Raw genomic sequence first — 14,998 nt, forward strand, 5'->3', positions numbered from 1 at the left:
CTGAAACACCGCCGCGAGGGTGGCGCTCGGCGCGAAGATGGGTATGTTGCCCGCCAACGAAGACGAGCGGCACGACGCCGCGAAAAGTTCAAGGAAGACGCGACGTGGTCAAGGTCATCGCCAGCTCCCTGCGTAAAGGCAATGTGGTCGATATCGACGACAAGCTCTATGTGGTGCTCACCGCCGAGAACATTCACCCCGGCAAGGGCACGCCGGTCACGCAGCTCGACATGCGCCGCATCTCAGACGGTGTGAAGATCTCCGAGCGCTATCGTACCACCGAGCAGGTGGAGCGCGCCTTCGTGGAGGATCGCCCCCACACCTTCCTCTATGAGGATTCGGACGGCTACACCTTCATGAACCCTGATAACTTCGATCAGGTGACCGTCTCCAAGGAAGTGATGGGCGATTCCGCCGTGTATCTGCAGGAAGGCATGGAGTGCATGCTTTCCACGCACAACGGCAATCCCATCGCCATTGAGCTGCCGGCCCGTGTGGTGCTGGAGATCGTGGACACCGAGCCCACCGTGAAGGGCCAGACCGCGTCTTCCTCCTACAAGCCGGCCGTGCTCTCGAACGGTGTGCGCACCATGGTGCCGCCCCACATCTCCGCCGGGACCCGCGTGGTCATCATGACCGCCGACGGCTCCTATGTGGAGCGCGCCAAGGACTGATGTCCCGCGGCTCCTGCCGAGGGGCCGTCATCGCGCCCGCACCGCGTCGCGGGCGTTTTCGCGGCATCTCCCCGGACACGGGTGGAGCCGTGGCAGGGGAACTTTCGCCCGCGCCGCCCGTTGAGCGGCAAGCAGCCGAAGTCTGCCTCGTTCCGTCCGTTCCGGCGCTTCGCCGGGCGGAGGGTGGGCGGGCGGATGGGCCGCGGGGCCGTTCGGAATGCGCGCGTGCTTCCGAGGGGCGGGCGAAAGGCGCGGAACATGAACTTCGCGGGATTGCGCATTCTCGTCGTAGAGGACGAGTTCCTGGTCGCTCTCGGCCTCGAAGGTGAATTGCGCGCCCTGGGCTGCGACGTGGTGGGGCCGGTCGCCAATCTCTCCGTGGCCCTGGATGTCGCGCGTAACGAGGGGCTGGATGCCGCCCTTCTGGATGTGAGCCTGGGGCGGGACTGCGTGTTTCCCGCCGCCGCCATTCTGGCCGCGCGGGGCGTGCCCTTCGTTTTCTGCTCCGCTTTCACGAGCCCTGAGCCCGTCCCACGCCGCTTCGCGGATCGGCCCCGCGTGGCCAAGCCTTTCACCGGTGCCATGATCATCGCCGCGTTGGCCAGCGTCGTGATGGCCGGCGGGGCAGGGCGGCCCGACGTTGCTGACTGCAAAACCGGGTGCGATGGCCGCGCGCGCCGCGCCGCGCCGCCGGTGCGGGCGGCTCGGGAGCCGGGAATGTCGTGATTTCGATGCGCCGGGTTGGCAGGCGGGAAGAGGCCGGCCTTCCGAAAGCATGTGGTGCCTTCCACATGCCTGAGCCGTATGGGAATGCTTACGGGCCGGATTGCGAGCATTTTTGAGTGGCGCGAAGCTCGGTGCGCGCAAAGGCACTCCAACGCCATAAAAGAGATTGGCTTTTCAGGCCCGACCAAAGCGGAAATCGCATTCTGCGCGCATGGCTCTCATCAGCAGCGCGCCACGCTTTGCGGGGGTGCCCAGCGGAAAAGTCATCATCCCCCGCAGGGGCTGCACCCCGCGCGCGCTTCCGCTCCACGCATGCAGCTGGAGCACTGGCGGGCTTTGCGGTAGTGAAGGGTCATCTAGATTATTGATTTAACAAGCGCTTTTCGCGCGCGCCGAACTTCCGCCGGTTTGAAAGCGCGCACGTTCGCGGGTTTGCACGAGGCGACCCCGCAACACGTCCGGCGAATGCGGCCTCAAGACAGCTGCTGAGGGATCGTAAGGGCCGGGGGCCTGTCGCGCTTCACACGTCTAGGGTGCGCGCACCGCGGCCGGTGTGCCTGTCCGCAAACATTGCGGCCCGTTCGCGGCCGGCGGCAGGGCAGGGCCATGCAATGCGAAACCCCTCGGCTCCGTTCACGGCGGATCGGCAGGTTTCGGTTTCTCGGGCACGGAAAAATGGGCGCGCCGCGGCACGCCCATTCTCGCGGTGGAGGATCAGGCCTCGCCTTGGGGCTTGGCCTCGGCCGGGGCTTCGGCCTTCGGGCCGCCGCGGGCGACGCCCACCATGGCCGGGCGCAGCACGCGCTCGCCGATGACGTAGCCGGCCTGCACCACCTGAACCACCGTGCCATTGGGCACGGACGGGTCCGGCACCTCGAACATGGCCTGATGCAGGTTGGGATCAAACTTCTCGCCGCGCGGCTCGATCTTGCGGATCTTGTGCTTCTCCAGCGCCTGGGCGAGAGCGCGTTCGGTGATCTCGATGCCTTCCAGCAGCGCCTTCACCGGGCCTTCCGCCTGGGCCTTCACCTCGTCGTCCACCGTCGCCAGGGCGCGGTTGAGATCGTCGGCGACGGTCAGCATGTCGCGGGCGAAGGAGGCGATGCCGTAGACCTTGGCGTCGGCCACTTCCTTGTCGGCGCGGCGGCGGATGTTCTCGGCTTCCGCGAAGGCGCGCAGATACTTGTCCTTCAGCGCGGCGATCTCCGCTTCCATGCGCTCCTTGTCGGCCTCTGGCGAGGCCTGGGCGGCGGCGTCCGCCTCGGCGGAGGCCGTGGCGTTGAATTCGGGGTCCTTGACACCGTCGCCGGTCTCGGGCGCGCGCGTCTGCTCGCTCATCCGGTCTTTCCTTTTGGCTGGATCTGGGTCCTCTTGGACCTTCCGTGAGTTACACGGGATATCGGAGCCCTGCCGGCAAAAATCAAGTCCGCACAGGCGGGCGCGGCGCAATCTCAGGCTGCGTCCACGCTTCCGGGCGCGCCGAGCACCCGGCTCACGAGCCGCGCGGTGAAGTCCACCATGGGCACGATGCGCCCGTAATTGAGCCGGGTCGGCCCGATCACGCCCAGCACGCCCAGCACCCGGCCCTGGCCGTCGCGATAGGGTGCGACAATAGTGGAGGAGCCGGACAGGGAAAATAGCCGGTTCTCCGAGCCGATGAAGATGCGCAGGGCCTGCGCCTCCTCCGCCCGGCCGAGCAGGTCCACCACCTCGCGCTTCGATTCGAAATCGTCGAACAGCAGGCGGATGCGCTCCAGGTCCTCCAGGGCGTGGAGATCTTCCAGCAGCTTGGCCTGCCCACGCACGATGAGCTTGCGTTCGGCCGGCTCGTCGCCGGACCAGGAGGCGAGGCCCTCTTCCACCACCCGCGCCGTCAGGGCGTCCAGGTCGCGGCGCAGCTCGGCCAGCAGGGTTTCCATCTCATCGCGGGCCTCTGCCAGGGTGCGGCCGCGAATGTGGGCGTTGAGGAAGTTCGTCGCCTCGGTGAGGGCGGAAACGGGCAGGCCCGAGGGCAGCGCCACCGCCCGGTTTTCCACCTGCCCGTCCTCGGACACCAGGATGACCAGTGCCCGGCCGGGGTCGAGGGGCACGAACTCCACATGCTTCAGGCGCGGATCGGTCTTGGTGGCGGTCACCACGCCGGCGCCACGGGCAAGGCCGGAAAGCAGGGTCGAGGCTTCCTGCAGCACGCCCTCCACGGTGGTCTTCTTGGCGGCGGCCATCACCTGGGTTTCGATATTGGTGCGGTCGCGCTCATTGACGTCGCCCACCTCCATCAGCGCATCCACGAAAAAGCGTAGCCCGCGCTCGGTGGGCAGGCGCCCGGCGCTGGTGTGGGGGGCATAGATGAGGCCGGCGGCTTCCAGGTCCGCCATCACGTTGCGCACCGAGGCGGGCGACAGCGTCATGGGGATGAGGCGCGAGATGTTGCGCGAGCCCACCGGCTCTCCGGTGGCCAGGTAGCTTTCCACGATCTGGCGGAAGATCTCGCGCGCACGGGCGTCGATCTGCGCCAGGGCGCCGGACGAGAGGGAGAAGAAAGGGTCGATCGCCACGGGACAGCACGCCTTCTTGAGGCCGCCCGCGCCGCGCTGCCGCTGGGCGGGCGGCACCCTATTATGTGTCGTTTCCGGCCCGCTCCTTCAAGCGTGTTCGAATGGGAATGCGCCCGCCCTTGCGGTTTTGCCCGCTGGGCTCCTAAAAGAAGCGCCCGAAACGAGAGAGACATGAAGGAAAACACCATGCGCCCCAGCAAACGCGCGAGCAACGAGATGCGCGCCGTTTCATTCGAACGGGGCGTGATGCGCCACGCCGAAGGCTCCTGCCTGGTCAAGTTCGGCGAGACCCACGTGCTGGTTTCCGCCACGCTGGAAGAGCGCCTGCCGCCGTGGCTGAAGGGCCAGGGCCGTGGCTGGATCACCGCCGAATACGCCATGCTGCCCCGCGCCACCCACGACCGCACCCGGCGTGAATCCACCACCGGCCGCCCCTCGGGCCGCACCCAGGAAATCCAGCGCCTCATCGGTCGCTCTTTGCGCTCGGTGACCGACCTCGTGGCCATGGGCGAGAAGCAGATCACCATTGACTGCGACGTCATCCAGGCCGACGGCGGCACCCGCACCGCCTCCATCACCGGCGCCTGGATCGCGCTGCATGATTGCCTGTCCTGGATGCGCGCCCGCTCCATGATCCGCGACATGCCGCTGAAGCAGCACCTGGCGGCCGTCTCCTGCGGCATCTATGAGGGCACGCCCGTGCTCGACCTCGATTATGCCGAGGATTCGGTGGCCGAGACCGATGCCAACTTCGTCATGACCGGCACCGGCGGCATCGTCGAGATCCAGGGCACGGCGGAAAAGACCCCCTTCACCCAGGATGAGCTGCTGTCCCTCTTGGGCCTCGCCCGCAGTGGCGTGGACCATCTGGTGGAGCTGCAGAAGAAGGCCGTCGCCTGATGGCTCATCGCCTGCTCACCGGGCGGCTCGTGGTGGCCACCCACAATCCCGGCAAGCTCATCGAGATGCGCATGCTGCTGGAGCCCCATGGGGTGGACGCGGTTTCCGCCGGCGAGCTGGGCCTGCCCGAGCCGGAAGAGACCGCCGACACCTTCGAGGGCAATGCCCGGCTGAAGGCGGAGGCGGCGGCCAAGGCCGCGCAGCTTCCCGCCTTCGCGGACGATTCCGGCCTCGTGGTGGATGCTTTGGGCGGCGCGCCCGGCATCCACACCGCCCGCTGGGCGGGGCCGGACCGCGACTTCGAGATGGCCATGGAGAAGGTGGAGGCCGCCCTTCAGAAGGCCGGCGCCACCAGCCCGGACCAGCGCAAGGCGCGGTTCGTCTCGGCCTTGTGCATCGCTTGGCCGGATGGGCATCTGGAGGAGTTTCAGGGGGTGGTGGAAGGCACCTTGGTGTGGCCGCCGCGCGGCGCCAAGGGCTTCGGCTACGATCCCATGTTCGCGCCGGAGGACTACACCCGCACCTTCGCCGAGATGACGGCGGACGAGAAGCACTCCATGCCGCCCAAGGGCTTCGGCCTGTCGCATCGCGCCCGCGCCTTCCTGAAGCTCTCCCAGGCATGCCTGAAGGCGTGAGCGGGTTGGGCACCGGCGATCATCCCCCGCGCGACATGAACCCTCTCCCGCTTGCGGGGGAGGGCAATGAGGGGGCGGGCGCCGGATCGCAGGCGCAAGGCGGGGCGCCGGGCGCATCGCCGGACATGGCTCCGCGTTCCGCGTCCAACCCCATGGCGGCCTTCGCCCTTTCCAACCCGCCCCCGCAAGCGGGAGAGCAGGGCGCGAAGATGGGGGAGCCGGCGGATGGCGGGTTCGGCGTTTATGTCCATTGGCCGTTCTGCCTCGCCAAGTGCCCCTATTGCGACTTCAATTCCCATGTGCGGCGGGATGCGCCCGACCAGGCGCGCTTTCTTGCGGCCTATCGGCGCGAGATCGCGCACATGCGCGCCCTTACCGGCCCGAAGCGGGCGGAAACGGTGTTCTTCGGCGGCGGCACCCCCTCGCTGATGACGCCGGAAACGGTGGCCGGCATCCTCGAGGCCATCAATGATGCCTGGCCGCTGACACCCGGCGCCGAGATTACCCTGGAGGCGAACCCCACCTCCGTGGAGGCCTCCCGCTTCCATGGCTACCGGGCGGCGGGGGTGAACCGCGTTTCCCTCGGCGTGCAGGCGCTCCATGACGCCGACCTGAAGAATCTCGGCCGCATGCACACGGTGGACGAGGCGCTGGCGGCAGTGGCCATCGCCCGCGCGGCCTTCGAGCGGGTGTCCTTCGACCTCATCTATGCCCGCCCGCGCCAGACGCCCGAAGCCTGGGCGCAGGAGCTGAAGCGGGCCTTGGCGGAAGGCTGCGAGCACCTTTCGCTCTACCAATTGACCATTGAGCCGGGCACGCCCTTCGAGCGGCTCTACGGGGCCGGCAAGCTGATCCTGCCCGACGACGACCTCTCCCGCGCCTTGTGGGACGTCACCCAGGAGGTGACGACGGCCGCCGGCCTTCCCGCCTACGAGATTTCCAACCACGCCCGGCCGGGGGCGGAGGCGCGGCACAACCTCGTTTATTGGCGCTACGGCACCTATGCCGGCATTGGCCCGGGCGCCCATGGGCGCATTGCGGTGCAGGGCGAGCGCCGGGCGACCTACGTGGAGAAAATGCCCGACGCCTGGCTGGACCTGGTGGACCGCCAGGGCCACGGCATCATGACGGATGAGCCCCTGAGCCGCCCCGAACAGGCCGACGAGATGCTTCTCATGGGCCTGCGCCTGAGGGAGGGGGTGGACCTCCTGCGCTATGCGCGCCTCGCGGGCCATGGCCTGTCGCAGGAGCGCATCAGCGCGCTGGCGGAGCAGGGGCTGGTGCAGCACCGGGGCGACCGCCTGGTGGTCACCCCGGAGGGCTTCCCGGTGCTCAATGCGGTCATCGCCGCCCTGGCGGACGACTGACACGTCCCCGGCCCGTTCCGGGTCCCTGCAGGACTGCGCCGCGTGCTATGGCGCGCGCGGGCGCAGCGGCGTGAAGAACGCGCTTGTTTCAATGGGATCGAATATTTCGTCGATCCCATTGAACCCGGGTGATGGCCTACCGCCGATCCTGGAAGAAGTTCCGCAGCACCTCCGACGCCTGGCGCTCGGCGATGCCGCCATAGACTTCCGGGGCGTGGTGGCAGGTGGGCTGGGAGAAGAAGCGCGGGCCGTTTTCCACCGCCCCGCCCTTGGGATCGGACGCGCCGAAATAGATGCGCCGCAGCCGCGCGAAGGAGGCCGCGCCCGCGCACATGGCGCAGGGCTCCAGCGTCACATAGAGATCGCAATTCACCAGCCGCTCGGACTTCAACTGGGCGCCGGCGGCGCGGATGACCAGCATCTCCGCATGGGCGGTGGGGTCGTTGAGCTCGCGGGTCCGGTTGCCGTCGCGGGCGAGCACCTGGGTGCCGCGCACCAGCACCGCGCCCACCGGAACTTCGCCCCGCTCCGCCGCCGCCCGCGCCTCGTTGAGCGCCATCTGCATGAAGGTTCCCGACATCCCCATCCCTTGCAGCGCCGGAACCGCCGCGCGGCACTCCGGCACGATGAGCATTTTCCGGCAAGACGAACATTGTTTCGCCAGAAGAAAATGCGATGGACAACTATCTCGCACACTCTTGAGCTTCAACGAAACGCGAAAAGCGGTCGCAACGCTCGCCGCGCCACAATTGGTGTGCTAGAGGCGAACCAACACGTTTCATGCCGCACGCGGCGTGGAACAGGCCACCCATCCGTTCAAACAATCAGCCATAGGGTGTCCGTTCGGCAGGGCTCGTGCTTGAGCCCTGCCGAACGGACACAATTGATTCACGCGATGCCGCGCACTACACCTCCCCGCAAGGACAAGAACAAGGTCCCCCGCCTCAAGCGCGAGCTGCCCGCCGCCCCGAAGAAGGAGGCGGAACGCGTCGCCAAGGTCGTCGCGCGCGCCGGCCTCGCCTCCCGCCGTGAGATCGAGGAGTGGATCGCCCAGGGCCGCGTGGCCGTGAATGGTGAGGTGCTCACCAGCCCCGCCGTGACCGTCACCGCCAAGGACAAGATTACCGTGGACGGCGCGCCGCTGCCGGAGAAGGAGCGCACGCGCCTCTTCATCTACCACAAGCCGCGCGGCGTGGTGACCACCAACCGGGACCCCGAGGGGCGCGCCACCCTGTTCGAGATCCTGCCCAAGGGCCTGCCCCGCCTCGTCAGCGTGGGGCGGCTCGATCTCAATTCCGAAGGACTGTTGCTGCTCACCAATGATGGCGGCGTCGCCCGCGTGCTGGAGCTGCCGGAAACCGGGTGGCTGCGCCGCTATCGCGTGCGCGCCAATGGCGAGATCGACCAGGCCAAGCTCGACACCCTGCTCAAGGGCATCACCGTGGACGGCGTGGAATACGGCCCCATCGAGGCCGAGCTCGACCGTGTCCAGGGCGCCAATGCCTGGATCACCGTCTCGCTGCGCGAGGGCAAGAACCGGGAGGTGCGCAACGTGCTCGGCGCCCTCGGGCTCAAGGTGAACCGGCTGATCCGCATTTCCTACGGGCCGTTCCAGCTCGGCGAGATCCCCGAATGCGGCATTGAGGAAGTGCGCACCCGCGTGCTGCGGGAGCAGATCGGCGCCGAACTTGCCGCCGCCGCCGGCGCCGATTTCGAGGCGCCCCTGGTGGAACGCGAGGTGGAGGAAGACCCCGACACCGCCCATCGCCTTGCCGCCCGCATGGCCGCGGAGCGCGCCGAGCGTCTGGCCGCCCGTGCCCAGGCCGCCGAGGGCCGCTCGGCCGAAGCGCCCATTCGCGATGAGTTCCGCGCCGCGGGCCCGCGCGTGCGCCGCCGTATCGCGGAGGACGGCGAGGTGGAGAGCCGCGGCACCGTGGCCGATCGCAAGGGCCGCGCCGTGAAGGTGGAGCGTCTGGCCCGTGCGGGCGACGAGCGGCCGACCCGTGGCGCCGGCAAGGGCTTCGGCCGCCCCGCCCACGGCAAGAGGTTCGACGCGGACGAACGTTCCCCCTACCGCAGCGGTGATGAACGCCCCCGCCGCCCGCGCGGCGAAGGCGCCCCGCGCCGGTTCGAGGAGGATCGTCCGCAGCGCGGCAAGGGCGGCTTCGGTGGCCGGCCGGAAGGCGAGCGCGGCCCCCGCAGCTTCCGCCCCCGTGATGGCGAGGGCCGCGAGGATTTCCGCCTGCGCGAGGACCGGCCCGGCCGCAGCCGCGCCCCGGGACGCGACTTTGGCAGCGAGGAGGGCGGTGAAGGCCGTCGGCCCATGCGCGGCAAAGGCGGCTTCAAGGGCGGGTTCGGCAACCGGGCCGAGGGTGAGCGCGGTCCCCGCAGCTTCCGCCCCCGCGATGGCGAAGGGCGCGAGGATTTCCGCCGGGGCGAGCGCCCGGCGCGCGGCGAAGGCCCCCGCCGTTTTGACGCGGAAACCGGTGAAGGCCGCCGCCCCCGCGGCGAGGGCTTCGGCGGCCGTCCGGCGGGTGGCGAGCGCGCGCCCCGCGGCAAAGGCTTTGGCAATAAGAGCTTTGGCGATAAGCCCCACGGCGCGCGCGCCGAGCGGGGCTTCGGCGGCGAGCGTTCGGAACGCGGCGGCGCGCCAAAGGAGGGGTTCAAGGGCGGTCCCCGCTCCGGCGGCAAGCCCGGCGGCTTCGGTGGACGGCCGGCAGGGGGCAAGGGCCCGGGTGGCCGGGGGCCAGGCGGCAAAGGCCCGGCCGGCAAGCCTTTCGGCAAGCGGCCCGGCCCCAGTGGCGGCCGGCCTTCGGCACCGCGCGGCAAGCGCTGACGCGGGAGAGGCCCCATGCGCATCGTCGGCGGCACGCTGAAGGGGCGGGTGCTGAAGGGCCCGTCCTCCAGCGCCACCCGGCCCACCTCGGACCGGCTGCGCGAGAGCCTGTTCAACGTGCTCGCCCACGCCTATGACGACCCCTGCGAGGGCGCGCGGGTGCTGGACCTGTTCTCCGGCACCGGGGCGCTCGCCATCGAGGCCCTCTCGCGCGGGGCGCGCTTTGCGCTCATGGTGGAAGAGGCGGCCGGCGCGCGCGGGGTGATCCGCGACAATGTTGAGGCCCTGGGCCTCACCGGCATCACCAAGATCTTCCGCCGGGACGCCACCCGGCTTGGCCCGCTCGGCCCCGGCGAGCCCTATGGCTTGGTCTTCTGCGACCCGCCTTACGGCAAGGGGCTGGCGGAAGCCGCCATCGCGTCGGCCCAGGCCGGCGGCTGGCTCACGCCCGATGCCCTGCTGGTGGTGGAAGAGCGCACCGGCGCCTTCGTCACGCCCGAAGGCTTCCGCGAGCTGGAACGGCGGCCGTATGACGAGAGCGAGCTGATCATGCTGGAGCGCGCCGGGGCATAGATCCGCCGCGACCGGATGGGCCCACGCGAGGCTTCGGCGCGGGAGGAGAAACCGGCTCCCCATCATTCGTCCATCATGAATCTCCGGGATAAGGTCGGGAATGGATGGTTCGCGCGGCCTCCGGCATCATTCCGCAGGCTCGTGAACTCGCCTGAGCTCCGATCGACTTTCAAGAGACACCGGTTGCCGGGGCACAGTCCCTCTCCCGCTTGCGGGGGAGGGTGAGGAAGGGGCAGCACCGCCTTAGGCAGGACCGCTTCAGTGGCGCAGAAGCGTGAGAGTCAAGGCTTTCCGGCTTTTCGGGGCGTTGCCCTTCGCTTGGCCACCGGGTCGGGGCTCCCAACGTTTTGCCCCCGCCCGCGCAAGCGGGAGAAGAAGCAGCGCCATGAGGAGAACGCTGCGGGGAAAGCGTCATGAGGAGCACGGTGGCGGGGCATAAGCCCGGCCATTGCGCTGAATGTCGATCAACCCCAGGGGCAGGCCAGGCCTGCCACTGCGGGAGCGGCGCGATCCTGGGGCCCGATCCCGTCATTCCGTGGGCTCGTATGGAAATCAAAGGCCATGGCCGCCATGTGCCTCGCCAACGGGGACCGGTTCAGCTTGAGAGGTTGTCGGCGCGTGTCATGTTCGACCTCTCCGCCCTCATGCACGGTCTTGGTCTCGGGCAGGCCATGTTCGTTGCGCCCGGTCCGAAGGATATCGTGATCCTGCGAGAGACGCTGGTTGGCCAATCCCCCGCGCGGCTGATCGCCATCGCCGTTCTCAGTGACATCATCCTCATGAGCCTCGGCGTGCTGGGCTTTTCGGCGCTGCTGCAGCAGATTCCGAGCCTGCGGCTGCTGGCCCAGGGTCTCGGCATCGGCCTGCTTCTCCTCCACGGTGCGCAGGCGGCGCGCGCCGCCTTGCGCGGCGGCGGCCCGAGCGGTGCGGAGCAACCATGCCCACCCCTCCCGGATGGGGCCGGGCTGAGGCGCCTCCTCGTCGTCTCGCTGCTCAATCCAGCCGTATGGCTCGACACCCTGCTGGTCGTCGGCACCGTGGGCGCGACCCCGGCCGCCCCGCTGCGCTTCAGCTTCGCCACCGGTGCCGCCACGGCCTTGCTGATCTGGTTTTGCCTCTGGGTGTCCGGCGCGCGCAGCGCACGTCGGTTGATGAGAGCACCCAATGCGTGGCGCCTGCTGGATGGGGGCGTCGCCATCGCCATGATCGCCATGGCGGTCTTGCTGGCTCTCTCCCTTTAGGGCGCCGGCGCGCGGGGCCTATCGCTCCGTGCGCATGATGACGGCCATCAGCTCAGCCACCTTGCGGCGCTGGTCCTCGGCGTCTCCGGAGCTGATGGCATGCTCCACGCAGTGGCCCACATGATCGCGCAGCACCTCCTCCTCCACCCGCTTCAAGGCCGCGCGGACGGCGGAAATCTGGGTGATGACGTCAATGCAGTAACGGTCCTCGTCCACCATGCGGGAGAGGCCGCGCACCTGGCCTTCGATGCGGCTCAGGCGCTTTTGAACTTGTTCCTTGGTCGGGCTGCGCATGCCTTGCTATATACCCCCATCGGGTATAATGAACAAGGCCGATACCCCCCGGGGGTGTCTGGCGCGTCTTCAGGCTCGGTCAGGGTGGCACTTCCTGAAGAGTTTGCGTCGATGCGGTAGACTGAGGCGATTTTTGAATTCTTCCGGGCGTGCGCCGGCTCAAGGCCGCGGTGAGCGGATGGGCCGAGGCTTCGCGCCCCGCTTTGAGAGCGGAGAGGATAGCGGCATGGCCCACCATCACACCCCCACCGGCCACGACGCGGCCGGCGCCTGCTGCGGCGGGCATGACGCCGCCGCGCCCGCCACCGCCAAGGACCCGGTGTGCGGCATGGATGTGGACACCTCGGCTGCCGCCGGCAAGCCCACCAGCACCTATGAAGGCAGGACCTTCTATTTCTGCTGCAACGGCTGCAAGACCAAGTTCGACGCCGACCCCAAGCGCTATCTCGCCGAAGCCGCGCCCACCGGCGCCTGCTGCGGCGGGCATGACGCCGCCGCGTCCACCACCGCCAAGGACCCGGTGTGCGGCATGGATGTGGACACCTCGGCTGCCGCCGGCAAGCCCACCAGTACCTATGAAGGCAGGACCTTCTATTTCTGCTGCAACGGCTGCAAGACTAAGTTCGACGCCGACCCCAAGCGCTATCTCGTCGAAGCCGCCGCCACCGGCGCCTGCTGTGGCGGGCATGACCACGCCGCGCATGACCACGCCGGGCTCGCCCCGACCAAGGGCAAGGTGAAAGACCCGGTGTGTGGCATGGATGTGGACCCTTCCCCGGAGGCCGGAAAGCCCAGCGCGGACTATAACGGAAAGACGTTCCATTTCTGCTGCAACGGCTGCAAGACCAAGTTCGAGGCCAATCCGGAGCAGTATCTGGCGCCCGTGATCGATCCCGTTTGCGGTATGACGGTGGAGCCCGCCACCGCGAAATATGCGGCGCGCCATGCGGGCAAGACCTATTTCTTCTGCTCGTCCTCCTGCGAGACCAAGTTCAAGGCCGATCCCGGCGTTTATACCGGTGAGAAGGCGCCGCCGCCGCCCGAGGAGGTGCCGGAGGGCACCATCTATACCTGCCCCATGGATCCCGAGATCCGGCAGGTCGGCCCCGGCATCTGCCCCATCTGCGGCATGGCGCTGGAGCCGGAGCTCGTCACCCTCGACGAGGGGCCGAACGAGGAGCTGGTGGACATGACCCGCCGGTTCTGGATCGGCCTCGTGCTGACCATTCCGGTGTTCGTGCTGGCCATGAGCGAGCATGCCTTCGGCCTGCATCTGCTGGCGCCGCAGATCTCGAACTATGTGCAGTTCGTGCTGGCGACGCCAGTGGTGCTGTGGGTGGGCTGGCCGTTCTTCCAACGCACCGCGCTTTCACTGAAGACGCGCAATTTCAACATGTTCACCCTCATCGGCATGGGCACGAGCGTGGCCTATGCCTATTCTCTGGTGGCCACGTTCCTGCCCGGCCTGTTCCCGGAGGCGTTCCACACCCATGGCGGTGCGGTGCCGGTCTATTTCGAGGCGGCGGCCGTTATCACGGTGCTGGTGGCGCTCGGCCAGATGCTGGAGCTTACCGCCCGCGAGAAGACCTCCGGCGCCATCAAGGCCCTGCTGTCGCTGGCCCCCAAGAGCGCCCTGCGGGTGCGCCCCGATGGCACCGACGAGGAAGTGGCGCTCGATCTCGTCGCCCCCGGCAATGTGCTGCGGGTGCGGCCCGGCGAGAAGGTGCCGGTGGACGGCATCATCACCGAAGGCCGCGCGGTGGTGGATGAAAGCCTCGTGACCGGGGAATCCATGCCGGTATCGAAGGAAACCGGAGAAAAGGTCATCGGCGGCACGGTGAATTCCTCTGGTGCGTTCGTCATGCGCGCCGAGAAGGTGGGTCGCGACACCGTGCTCTCGCAGATCGTCCAGATGGTGGCCCAGGCCCAGCGCTCGCGGGCGCCCATCCAGCGGCTGGCCGATCAGGTCTCCGGCTGGTTCGTGCCCGCCGTGGTGGCCGCTGCCGCCATCGCCTTCGCCGTGTGGCTGGTGGTGGGGCCGGAGCCGAGCCTCACCTTCGCCCTCATGGCGGGCGTGTCGGTGCTCATCATCGCCTGCCCGTGCGCCCTTGGCCTCGCCACGCCCATGTCCATCATGGTGGGCGTGGGGCGCGGCGCGCAGCTCGGCGTACTCGTGAAAAGCGCGGAGGCCCTGGAGCGCCTGGAGAAGGTGGACGTGGTGGTGGTGGACAAGACCGGCACCCTCACCGTCGGCAAGCCCAAGGTGGTGGCGGTCCAGCCCCTGCGCGACTTTGAGGCCAATGAGGTGCTGCGCCTCGCCGCCAGCCTGGAGCGCTCCAGCGAGCACCCCCTGGCCACGGCCCTGGTGGCGGAGGCCAAGGCCCGTGAGCTCGCTTTGGCCGAGCCCTCGGGCGTGGTGAGCCCGGCCGGCAAGGGCATCAGTGGCATGGTGGACGGGCGCACCGTGGTGATCGGCCATGCGGCCTTCCTGGGTGAGCACGCCGTGCACACTGATCATCTCACCGCGGCTGCCGAGCGCTACCAGAAAGACGGCGCCACCGCCGTGCTGGTGGCGGTGGATGGACACGCCGCCGGGGTCATCGCCGTGGCCGATCCGGTGAAGGACACCACCGATGCCGCCCTGAAGCGGCTCGCCGATGATGGCGTGCGCGTGGTGATGCTGACCGGCGACAACCGCACAACGGCCCTGGCCGTCGCCAAGCGCCTCGGCATCGAGGAAGTGGAAGCCGAGGTGCTGCCGGACCACAAGGCCGCGGTGGTGGAGCGCCTGCGCAAGGAAGGCCATGTGGTGGCCATGGCCGGAGACGGTGTGAACGACGCGCCCGCTCTGGCGGTGGCGGATGTGGGCATCGCCATGGGTACCGGCACTGACATTGCCATGGAGAGCGCCGGCATCACCCTGCTCAAGGGCGACCTGCTGGGCATCTGCCACGCCCGCTCGCTGTCCAAGGCGACGATGGCGAACATCCGCCGCAACCTGCTGTTCGCCTTCGTCTACAATGCCGCCGGCGTGCCCATCGCGGCGGGCATCCTGTATCCGGTGATCGGCCTGTTGCTGTCGCCCATGGTGGCAGCGGCGGCCATGGCGCTCTCTTCGGTGAGCGTGATCACCAATGCCCTGCTGCTGCGGGCCTGGCGCCCGGAGTGAGGGGCAGCGGGGCCATGGGCGCGGCGCT

13 protein-coding genes are annotated in these 14,998 nt (G+C 68.7%); 9 read left to right on the forward strand and 4 right to left on the reverse strand.

Annotated features, from left to right (window positions below):
- Nucleotides 1–104 precede the first annotated feature (104 nt).
- Both efp and V5F26_RS09155 read left to right on the forward strand, forming a co-directional pair.
- A complete protein-coding gene (gene efp, locus V5F26_RS09150; protein ID WP_234052568.1) occupies nt 105–674 on the forward strand; it encodes an elongation factor P in 570 nt (189 codons plus the stop codon).
- A 258-nt stretch (nt 675–932) separates the two neighbouring features.
- Nucleotides 933–1,400 carry a response regulator gene (locus V5F26_RS09155; RefSeq protein ID WP_394054668.1) on the forward strand — a complete coding sequence of 156 codons (468 nt, stop codon included), beginning with the start codon at nt 933–935 and terminating at the stop codon, nt 1,398–1,400.
- A 714-nt stretch (nt 1,401–2,114) separates the two neighbouring features.
- Here V5F26_RS09155 and grpE read toward each other — a convergent pair.
- The gene (grpE, locus tag V5F26_RS09160; RefSeq protein ID WP_394947442.1) at nt 2,115–2,738 is read right to left on the reverse strand and encodes a nucleotide exchange factor GrpE; all 624 of its coding nucleotides are present in this window, start codon (nt 2,736–2,738) and stop codon (nt 2,115–2,117) included.
- A gap of 113 nt (nt 2,739–2,851) precedes the next feature.
- Nucleotides 2,852–3,955 carry a heat-inducible transcriptional repressor HrcA gene (hrcA, locus tag V5F26_RS09165; RefSeq protein WP_394947441.1) on the reverse strand — a complete coding sequence of 368 codons (1,104 nt, stop codon included), beginning with the start codon at nt 3,953–3,955 and terminating at the stop codon, nt 2,852–2,854.
- Between the two features lie 186 nt (nt 3,956–4,141).
- Between hrcA and rph the strand changes: the two genes are divergently transcribed.
- The 3 genes from rph to hemW all read left to right on the forward strand — a co-directional run bounded on the left by rph (nt 4,142) and on the right by hemW (nt 6,857).
- Nucleotides 4,142–4,855 (forward strand): ribonuclease PH, encoded by a 714-nt coding sequence (rph, locus tag V5F26_RS09170; protein WP_394054666.1) that lies wholly within the window; start codon nt 4,142–4,144, stop codon nt 4,853–4,855.
- Nucleotides 4,855–5,490, forward strand: coding sequence for an RdgB/HAM1 family non-canonical purine NTP pyrophosphatase (rdgB, locus tag V5F26_RS09175; RefSeq protein WP_394054664.1), 636 nt, complete (start codon nt 4,855–4,857; stop codon nt 5,488–5,490). The genes rph and rdgB overlap by 1 nt, the downstream gene beginning before the upstream one ends.
- Nucleotides 5,491–5,699: 209 nt before the next feature.
- Entirely contained in the window at nt 5,700–6,857 is a 1,158-nt protein-coding gene (gene hemW / locus V5F26_RS09180; protein ID WP_394947592.1) for a radical SAM family heme chaperone HemW, read from the forward strand.
- Between the two features lie 136 nt (nt 6,858–6,993).
- Here the strand turns inward: hemW and V5F26_RS09185 are convergent, their stop codons facing one another.
- On the reverse strand, nt 6,994–7,437 hold the full coding sequence (locus V5F26_RS09185) for a nucleoside deaminase (protein ID WP_234052562.1): 444 nt from the start codon (nt 7,435–7,437) through the stop codon (nt 6,994–6,996).
- Nucleotides 7,438–7,752: 315 nt separating this feature from the next.
- Between V5F26_RS09185 and V5F26_RS09190 the strand changes: the two genes are divergently transcribed.
- The 3 genes from V5F26_RS09190 to V5F26_RS09200 all read left to right on the forward strand — a co-directional run bounded on the left by V5F26_RS09190 (nt 7,753) and on the right by V5F26_RS09200 (nt 11,507).
- Complete coding sequence (locus V5F26_RS09190) at nt 7,753–9,693, forward strand: pseudouridine synthase (protein WP_394947440.1); 1,941 nt, start codon at nt 7,753–7,755, stop codon at nt 9,691–9,693.
- Nucleotides 9,694–9,708: 15 nt separating this feature from the next.
- Nucleotides 9,709–10,266: a 16S rRNA (guanine(966)-N(2))-methyltransferase RsmD gene (gene rsmD, locus V5F26_RS09195; RefSeq protein WP_234052560.1), complete on the forward strand. Its 558-nt coding sequence runs from the start codon at nt 9,709–9,711 to the stop codon at nt 10,264–10,266.
- Between the two features lie 623 nt (nt 10,267–10,889).
- Complete coding sequence (locus tag V5F26_RS09200; RefSeq protein ID WP_394947439.1) at nt 10,890–11,507, forward strand: LysE/ArgO family amino acid transporter; 618 nt, start codon at nt 10,890–10,892, stop codon at nt 11,505–11,507.
- Between the two features lie 18 nt (nt 11,508–11,525).
- Here V5F26_RS09200 and V5F26_RS09205 read toward each other — a convergent pair whose 3' ends face one another.
- Complete coding sequence (locus tag V5F26_RS09205; RefSeq protein WP_234052558.1) at nt 11,526–11,801, reverse strand: metal-sensitive transcriptional regulator; 276 nt, start codon at nt 11,799–11,801, stop codon at nt 11,526–11,528.
- A 226-nt stretch (nt 11,802–12,027) separates the two neighbouring features.
- On the opposite strand from V5F26_RS09205, the gene V5F26_RS09210 reads away from it, so the two are divergent.
- On the forward strand, nt 12,028–14,970 hold the full coding sequence (locus tag V5F26_RS09210) for a heavy metal translocating P-type ATPase (RefSeq protein WP_509210552.1): 2,943 nt from the start codon (nt 12,028–12,030) through the stop codon (nt 14,968–14,970).
- The last annotated feature ends 28 nt before the right edge of the window (nt 14,971–14,998 follow it).

Source organism: Xanthobacter variabilis, assembly GCF_043831965.2.
Classification (GTDB): Bacteria; Pseudomonadota; Alphaproteobacteria; order Rhizobiales; family Xanthobacteraceae; genus Xanthobacter.

Bases quoted from the DNA above. Each gene is read 5' to 3' on its own strand.
- V5F26_RS09155 (WP_394054668.1), top strand. From the start codon at position 933: ATGAACTTCGCGGGATTGCGCATTCTCGTCGTAGAGGACGAGTTCCTG.
- grpE (WP_394947442.1), bottom strand. From the start codon at position 2,738: ATGAGCGAGCAGACGCGCGCGCCCGAGACCGGCGACGGTGTCAAGGAC.
- rph (WP_394054666.1), top strand. From the start codon at position 4,142: ATGCGCCCCAGCAAACGCGCGAGCAACGAGATGCGCGCCGTTTCATTC.
- rdgB (WP_394054664.1), top strand. From the start codon at position 4,855: ATGGCTCATCGCCTGCTCACCGGGCGGCTCGTGGTGGCCACCCACAAT.
- hemW (WP_394947592.1), top strand. From the start codon at position 5,700: ATGGGGGAGCCGGCGGATGGCGGGTTCGGCGTTTATGTCCATTGGCCG.
- V5F26_RS09185 (WP_234052562.1), bottom strand. From the start codon at position 7,437: ATGTCGGGAACCTTCATGCAGATGGCGCTCAACGAGGCGCGGGCGGCG.
- V5F26_RS09190 (WP_394947440.1), top strand. From the start codon at position 7,753: ATGCCGCGCACTACACCTCCCCGCAAGGACAAGAACAAGGTCCCCCGC.
- rsmD (WP_234052560.1), top strand. From the start codon at position 9,709: ATGCGCATCGTCGGCGGCACGCTGAAGGGGCGGGTGCTGAAGGGCCCG.
- V5F26_RS09200 (WP_394947439.1), top strand. From the start codon at position 10,890: ATGTTCGACCTCTCCGCCCTCATGCACGGTCTTGGTCTCGGGCAGGCC.
- V5F26_RS09205 (WP_234052558.1), bottom strand. From the start codon at position 11,801: ATGCGCAGCCCGACCAAGGAACAAGTTCAAAAGCGCCTGAGCCGCATC.
- V5F26_RS09210 (WP_509210552.1), top strand. From the start codon at position 12,028: ATGGCCCACCATCACACCCCCACCGGCCACGACGCGGCCGGCGCCTGC.